Source organism: Pelagibacterium montanilacus, from assembly GCF_003992665.1.
Lineage (GTDB): Bacteria > Pseudomonadota > Alphaproteobacteria > Rhizobiales > Devosiaceae > Pelagibacterium > Pelagibacterium montanilacus.
Window position 1 is genome coordinate 1 of record NZ_RZMX01000029.1, and the last position, 5,351, is coordinate 5,351.

5 protein-coding genes are annotated in these 5,351 nt (G+C 58.7%); 3 read left to right on the forward strand and 2 right to left on the reverse strand.

All coding sequences use genetic code 11. The annotated features are described in order from the left end of the window. The 3 genes from EO136_RS10025 to EO136_RS10035 all read left to right on the forward strand — a co-directional run. On the forward strand, positions 1 to 1,548 hold a 1,548-nt coding region (locus EO136_RS10025; RefSeq protein WP_127144302.1), incomplete at its 5' end, for a putative bifunctional diguanylate cyclase/phosphodiesterase. A gap of 124 nt (positions 1,549 to 1,672) precedes the next feature. Next, complete coding sequence (locus tag EO136_RS10030) at positions 1,673 to 2,626, forward strand: sensor domain-containing diguanylate cyclase (RefSeq protein ID WP_164730524.1); 954 nt, start codon at positions 1,673 to 1,675, stop codon at positions 2,624 to 2,626. Positions 2,627 to 3,050: 424 nt separating this feature from the next. Then, entirely contained in the window at positions 3,051 to 3,266 is a 216-nt protein-coding gene (locus EO136_RS10035) for a cold-shock protein (protein WP_127144299.1), read from the forward strand. A 221-nt stretch (positions 3,267 to 3,487) separates the two neighbouring features. On the opposite strand, the gene EO136_RS10040 is transcribed toward EO136_RS10035, so the two are convergent. Continuing rightward, a complete protein-coding gene (locus EO136_RS10040) occupies positions 3,488 to 3,838 on the reverse strand; it encodes an autotransporter outer membrane beta-barrel domain-containing protein (protein WP_127144303.1) in 351 nt (116 codons plus the stop codon). Positions 3,839 to 3,913: 75 nt separating this feature from the next. Beyond that, positions 3,914 to 5,265, reverse strand: a protein-coding gene (locus EO136_RS10045) for an IS3 family transposase (RefSeq protein ID WP_127142649.1) whose coding sequence is annotated in 2 segments (ribosomal slippage) — positions 3,914 to 4,929 and positions 4,929 to 5,265 — 1,353 coding nt in all. Because the reading frame shifts where the segments join, the coding sequence is not laid out codon by codon here. Positions 5,266 to 5,351 lie beyond the last annotated feature (86 nt).

Below are 5,351 nucleotides of genomic sequence, written 5' to 3' on the forward strand. Positions count from 1 at the left end.
CTCGACGTGATCATTCCCGAACCAATGCGTGGCGCGCATGCCAAGGGCATGGAAAGACTTTTGGCCGGAGGTCAGCCTCGGATTGTCGGCACCGTCCTAGAAGTCACAGCACAGCATTCCGATGGCAGCCACTTCCCAATAGAAATGTCCTTGTCGATGTGGACCCAAGAGGGCGAAGCGCGCTTTGGGGCAATTGTGCGGGACGTATCCAAACGGCGGGCGAACGATGATCGGCTGCACCACCTGGCTCATTTCGATCAGCTCACGCTGCTGCCCAACAGAACGTCATTCCTCGAGAACCTCAACAATGCCCTCGGGCAGAGCGTGCAATCGACCGTGTTGCTCGTTGATCTGGACCGGTTCAAGGAAGTCAACGATCAGCTGGGTCATGCGGCTGGGGACGCTGTTCTGATCGAAGCTGCGCTAAGAATTCGGCGTTGCGTTCCGACTGGAATGGCGAACGTTGCACGGCTGGGCAGCGACAAGTTTTCCATTCTTTTGACGGGCGAGACGGATCCTTCACGGGCGGGGGCGCTGGCGACCGTGGTTCGTCGTGAACTGCGCAGGCCGTTTGATCTGGCCGGCAGACTGGTTTGGGTCGGCTGCAGCATCGGCATCGGCATGTCGCCGAGCCACGGTGATGATGCAGCGACGCTGATCGGCAGTGCAGACCTTGCCCTTTACGAAGCAAAGGCCGAAGGTGGAGACGGCCAACGTTCATTTGTCCCGGCATTGAAGACCGCTGCCGTTGCGCGGCGAAGTTTGGAGATAGATCTTCGGGAAGCGTGGGAAGCCAGGCAGTTCGAGGTGTTTTATCAGCCGCAGATCAGGCTTGAAGATCGCCAGGTCGTAGGTGCAGAGGCTCTGCTACGATGGAGGCACCCCGAGCGGGGACTTCTTGCACCGGGCGCCTTCCTTTCAACCCTTGAGAACAGCTCTCTTGCCGCTCCGGTGGGGACTTGGGTGCTGGAGGCCGCATGCCGACAAGGAGCTGCATGGAACAGGCAAGCGAGCGGGTTCCTTATGGGCGTCAACCTATTCGGGGCCCAGTTGAAAACCGTCCCTTTGACCGAGACCGTCCGGTCAACACTCTCGCTAACGCAATTTCCGGCACGACAGCTCGAACTCGAGATCACCGAGAACATCATGCTGGCCGACGATGAATGCGCGAAAGATCAGCTCAATGCGCTGCATGACATGGGTGTTGGCCTGGCATTTGATGATTTTGGCACGGGCTACGCTTCGCTGGCTTTTCTCAAGCAGTTTCCCATTACGCGGTTGAAGATCGACCGAAGCTTTGTGAGCAACGTTCGCGCAAAGGGCTCGGACGCAGCCATTGTTCAAGCCGTGCTGATGCTGGCGCGCAAGTTCGGATTGTCCGTGATCGCCGAAGGCGTCGAGACCGAAGAGCAGGAAAAGCTCCTCAAGAAATGGCGCTGCCCTCACGCGCAGGGATACCTTTATGGCAAACCCGTCGCGGCTACCGCGTTTGCTATTTCATCGGCGTTTCCGCACAATAGGCCAAGCTCCGATCCTATGCGCAAGTGAGTGAACATCGCTTTCGAACAGCATAGAGCCTCGAATTGAACGGCAATCGTTCAGCCGATTTTTCCTAATGTCACCTTTAACGACGGTTGCCCGACGCTTGCGGCCACCGAGGAGCTATTGCGGGATGGACTGGTTATCAGAACGTCAGCTTTCCGGGGCTGTGCTTGACGCACTGACGGCAAGCATCTGCGTTGTCGACCAGAACGGTATGATCGTCGCCGTCAACCAGGCCTGGCGGCGGTTTTCCAGTGATAACGGTGGCCGGGGTGCTTTTCTCGGCGAGAACTATTTGGACGTTTGCAGACGCGCCAAGGGACCGGGCGCGAAGGCAGCACAACGCTTCGGCCAAAACGTGGCTGACGTGCTCTTCGGCCGCCGCGAGAGATTTGAAACCGAGTATCCGTGCCATTCTCCGAAGGTGCGACGCTGGTTTCTTGCCCGGGTGACGCGGCTCCATCCTGCAGACACGATCGCTGACCCTGATGCCGAGCGCGTGGCGGTGGTCACTCATCAGGACATTACCACCCGCAAGCTCCTCGAGTTCGATCTCAAAAAGCTGGCTGAGACCGACGAACTCACCGGCCTCAAGAACCGCCGGAGATTTCTGGCGGCTGCAAACAAGGCATTGGAGAGGCTCAAGCGCTTTGACGCGCCCGCCAGCCTATTCATCATTGATCTCGACAACTTCAAGACCATCAACGACACCCATGGACATGCCGTTGGCGACGGGGCCCTTTGTCACGCAGCCGAACGGTTCAAGCGCGCCATCCGTCGTCGTGATCTGTTGGCGCGGATTGGTGGGGAGGAGTTCGCAGTCCTGCTGCCCGACGAGGATGAGTGCGGTGCGATGATGGTTGCGGAGCGCCTTCGCACATTGATTGCCGCCTCTCCCCTGAGTGACAAATCTGGACCAATTGGCCTCACAGTCAGCGTCGGCGTGACGTCTTTGCGCAAGGGCGATCAAAGTGCAGATGATGCTCTGGGGCGGGCCGACCGTGCCCTTTATCGCGCAAAAGACGAAGGGCGAAATCGGGTCAGGGCTTCCACGATGGGCCTTGCTCCCCCCACCGTCCCATGATCGTCCGAGCAGGGGACGTCTGCCCGGCGGCAGCTGGTTCTGCGCCCATAGGGGGGTCAACCCACCATCGAGCCTGCTACGCCCAGGAGGAGCGGGCGGGGATAAACTCCTCGTTGCGGCTCTGAGCATGACCCTCGCCTGGCCTCATGCTTTTCTCGACAAACCCGCCTGTGCTGACGCAGGAACAGCCAAGGCGACCCGAGTTCCTCCATTCTGCTTCCTGTCGGGCGACGCAGCTTGTGCCAATCCCATTTGTGTGCGATATGATCCCTACACGTTTTCAGCCTATGTCGGCTGCCTGCTGCCGGTCATGCCGGTCCTTGGCTCTCTGATCTATCATGCGAACGTTTGTAGTGCCCTCACGCATGTTGCAGAGGGCTAACCGCTCGTTTCGCTTCGGCTCCGAGCTTAAAGGATATTCCCCATGGCCACCGTCAACGGTACCGTCAAGTTCTTCAATACCACCAAAGGTTTTGGCTTTATCACGCCTGAAACCGGCGGTAGCGACCATTTCGTCCACGTCAGTGCCGTTCAGAGCGGCGGCCTTGATGGCCTCTACGAAAACGACAAGCTGACCTACGAAGTCGAAACTGGTCGCGATGGACGTCAGTCCGCAGTGAACCTGACGCTCGTTCAGTAAGAGCTGGCTGGTTGCAACAAAGCTAAAGGTCGCCCGTGTGGCGGCCTTTTTTGTGGCTCGGACCGTCCTTGCGCATGAACTGAGATGCGGGAGGCGCTGAAGCTGCCCCCCACCACCCTTTATCCTGCGGGAGGTGCTCCCGGGGGGTAGGCATTGGCGCATCCAGTGTTCCACGTCGGCCGGAAACCTGATCCGGCGCCCCGAGTGGTGGTACCCCGCGCTTACCAGACTTTGCGGAAGCCAGCCCTGACGGTGGAGGTCGTCACGCCACTCGAGAACGTGACGCCGCCGTTCAGAAAGCCCGACCAGCCAGAATTGCTGCTTACCAGGTCGAGCGAGCCGGACAGTTCGCCAAAGGTCCCACTGGCATCGTAATCAAGCGAAACCGTCGGTCCCGAATTGGCGACGCTCACGCGGTTGGCGCTCTTGAATTCGTTCCCGATGTGGCCGGCGACGGAAGCCTCCACTGTGTACTCGTCCGATCGCATGATCTCGGTACCGATACGCAGGTTCATGCCGCCGCGGACGCTCTCGCCGCTGTGGAAGTCGACTGTCGCTCCAGTGGTGGCCAATTGTCCGTCGTCAGATGATTTGGCGCAATTTGGTGCGTCGAATAGAGGAGCGTTGGCCTCGTCTCTGGGTTGATTTTAAGCGGCGAGATTGCGGTGTTGCAAGCGCCGATGCTCGATGGTCTGTCGTTTGATCCTTTCTCGCTGTTTGATGATGGTTTGTGCCCTGTCGAAGTAGGCGTCGGCCGGGGTCACGTTATCGAGGCTTTCGTGGTAACGCTGGTGGTTGTAGTGCTCGATGAAGGCCTCAATCTGGGCCTCGAGATCACCAGGCAGGAAGTAGTTTTCCAGTAGCACGCGGTTCTTGAGTGTCTGGTGCCAGCGCTCGATCTTGCCCTGGGTCTGGGGATGGCAGGGGGCTCCACGGATGTGGCTCATGTTCTGGGCCTGGATGTAGTCGGCCAGCTCCCCCGCGATGTAACTCGGGCCATTATCGCTGAGCAGCCGAGGCTTGTGGTGGACATTGACCTGGTCGCACCCTGAGGCTGCCAGAGCCATGTCCAGCGTGTCGGTAACGTCCAGGGCCCGCATCGTTGAGCACAGCTTCCAGGCGATGATATAGCGGGAATAATCGTCGAGCACGGTCGAGAGATACATCCAGCCCCAGCCGATGAGCTTGAAATAGGTAAAATCGGTCTGCCACATCTGGTTGGGCCGGGAGGTTTTGGTATGGAACGCATCGGCGGCCTTGATTACCACATAGGCTGGGCTGGTGATCAGGTCGTGGGCCTTCAAAAGCCGGTAAACACTGGCTTCAGAGACGAAGTACCGCTTCTCGTCGGTAAACCGCACCGCCAGTTCCCGAGGCGAGAGTTCAGACTGCTCAAGCGCCATCTCAATGATCTGATCATGGATATCGATCGGGATCCGGTTCCACACCCGACTGGGCGCCGAGGGCCTGTCCTCCAGCGCCTCCGGGCCGCCACCGAGGTAGCGGTCATACCAGCGATAAAAGGTCCGGCGTGGAATTCCCAGTTTATCGAGCGTGCGTGTTGCTGGCAGATGGGATTGCTCGACCAGCCTGATGATCTCGAGCTTTTCGGATGCTGGATACCTCATGCGTCGTCGTCCCCATCCCCGATCATGCTTTTTTTAAGCAGACGGTTTTCAAGCGTCAGATCGGCAACACATTCCTTGAGCGCTCCGGCCTCACGGCGTAGATCCTTGACCTCGTCACTGGTGGCGGCGCGGGCGGTATCACCTGCAAGGCGACGCTTTCCCGCTTCCATGAATTCCTTGGACCAGGTGTAATAAAGGCTCTGGGCGATACCTTCCTTGCGGCACAGCTCGGCAATGCTGTCCTCGCCACGCAAGCCATCGAGCACGATCCGGATCTTGTCTTCTGCTGAAAAATGCCGCCGGGTTGCGCGGCGGATGTCCTTGACCACCTGCTCGGCAGGCTTTTTGGCTTTCGAGAATTTTGATCTCATCGTCGTTCCTTCGTCACTCCGACGAGACCAAAACTCTCCTTACATCACAAGCTCAAATCTGTGCCATTGGTGCTGACGGGGTACAA